We start from the raw sequence: 2,130 nt of genomic DNA, 5'->3' as shown, positions 1-2,130 counted from the left end.
CGCTTGCAGCGGCAAGATTGCCGCGCCGCGCCAGGCTCACCGCCCGGCGGTGCCGGGCTTCAAGGCCGCCCCGGCGTGACGCCGTGGCGGGTGTGTTCCTGCTCATCTGGTCAGGTGGTTATCTCTCGTCAGCCCCTTGCGCGGCCGCTTTTGTCGCACCGTCGCCCGCGTGCCCGCAAGGGTAAATGGCACGCCGCACGCGGCGCCCTTGCGTTCCCCCGTTCGCCGTCGCTACGTCAGCTTTTTTGCCGCGCAAGGTTCCGACGAGAGATAGATAAACCACCCAGGAAGGAGAACAGCATGAACACACGAAACGTCAACGTCAAAACCGCCACGAAGGCACACTCAAAGAGATATGGGCCGAAAGAAAATGCGGTTACAGCCAGTCGTTCGCCGGATTTTCCAGAGATACGGCGCAGCGCCTACACCAACAGCGAATATCTGACCGTGCCGCAGGTGTACGACCTGTTCCGGTACGTGTGCGATGCCGCCGGACGCTCAACCGGTACGCTGCTGCCGCCCGACCTGCCGGAGGACGCGGAGTATCTGTATGTGGCCTTTGACGGTCATGCGGATTCGGTGGCGGTATGGCTGGTTGACGGCTGGCCGCTGGCGGCGAGCGATGAAATGAGTCTGGTGCACTGGTCACTGCTGCGCACAAAGTAAAAAAGCAGCGCTGGGGGCGCTGCTTCTTCACACCGGCAGGACGGGTAATCCGTGCACCGGTAACCTCAACCCATTTAGCGGAGGTGTTCTGATGAACACAGTCAAAGCTACTACAGAAAAAAATACAAGTAAAACTGATGTGATTGAAAATGTGCTCGCCGTCGCGCCGGTCATTACCGTCCCGCTGGGCAAGCTGGTGAAATCCGACCTCAACGTGCGCAAGCGCGACCCCAGGCCGGAGGCCGTTGCGGAATTGGCGGCCAGTATCCGTGCGGTGGGGGTGCTGCAAAATCTGGTGGTGTGCAAGGTCAAGGGCGGCAAGTATGCGGTGGTGGCCGGTGGGCGCCGTCTGCTGGCATTGCAGGTGCTGCGTGAGGCGGGCGATATAGACGATACCTACCCGGTGCCGTGCAAGGCGGTGCCTTTGGCCGATGCGGTGGTGGTGTCGCTGACCGAAAATGGGCAACGCGAAGATATGCACCCTGCCGACCAGATTGCCGCCTTTCGGGCGCTGAGCGAGGACGGGCAGAGCGCGGCGCAGATTGCCGGACTGCTCGGCTATTCGACGCGCCATGTGCAAAAACTGCTGAAACTCGCGTCCATGCACCCCAATCTGCTGGCCTTGCTGGCAGTGGATGAAATCAACCTCGACCAGTTGCAGGCGCTGGCCTCGACCGACAGCCCTGACCGCCAGATGCAGGCGTGGGAGGTGGGTGACGACTTCTACAATGGCCGCGAGCCTGCCGCGCTGCGTCGGCGGGTATTGAACGACGAAATCCCCGCGGACGGCAACGCCGCGCTGGCGCTGGTTGGCCTGAACGTATACGAGGCCGCCGGTGGCGAGATACGCCACGACCTGTTCTCCGACTGCGGTTTCGTCACCGACCCGCTGCTGCTGGATACGCTGACCCTGCAACTACTTGAGAATATCGCGGCACAACTGGCGGCGCATGAGGGCTGGGCGTGGAGCATGGGACGCATTGACGCCATCCGCACATGGGGAGACGACCGCGAGCATTACAGCCTATTGGCGCAACCCACCGGCGAACTCACCGAGCTGGAGCAGGAGGCGCAGACGCAGCGCGGCCTGCGCCATGATGAACTGATTGAGGAAGGCGACAGCACTGCCGATCCCGCCGAGGCTGACGCCCGCTATAAAGCCGCCGAACGTATCGGGGCTGAGATAGATGCCGTGCAGGAACGCGCCAACATCGCGGCCTGGGGCGCCCAAATCAAGGCGGATACCGGGGTGGTGGTGTCGTTCTATCGCGGCGAACTGACTGTACAACGGGGCGTAGTGCGTCTGGCGAGCAAAGGTGACGACGAGCGCGAAGACGACACCGGCAGCGACAACAGCGACGACACCAACACCTCCCAACAACAAGCAACAGAACCCCAAAACAAGGGCTACAGCGCCGCACTGCTGCGCAGCCTGACCGCCGAGCGGACACTGGCGGTGCAGGC

2 protein-coding genes are annotated in these 2,130 nt (G+C 62.6%); both read left to right on the top strand.

Annotated features, from left to right (window positions below; translation table 11 throughout):
- Nucleotides 1-300 precede the first annotated feature (300 nt).
- On the top strand, nt 301-666 hold the full coding sequence (locus AC4PR2_RS28490; protein ID WP_492176001.1) for a hypothetical protein: 366 nt from the start codon (nt 301-303) through the stop codon (nt 664-666).
- Between the two features lie 139 nt (nt 667-805).
- A partial coding sequence (locus AC4PR2_RS28485) for a ParB/RepB/Spo0J family partition protein (RefSeq protein ID WP_492176000.1) occupies nt 806-2,130 on the top strand: 1,325 nt, incomplete at its 3' end.

It is taken from the genome of Serratia sp. A07 (genome assembly GCF_058725505.1).
The sequence above is the reverse complement of the archived record's forward strand: the minus strand, read 5'-3'. Positions and strand labels throughout refer to the sequence as shown.

What these genes read in the sequence shown, in the direction of transcription:
- AC4PR2_RS28490 (WP_492176001.1), top strand. Translation starts at nt 301, where the DNA reads ATGAACACACGAAACGTCAACGTCAAAACCGCCACGAAGGCACACTCA.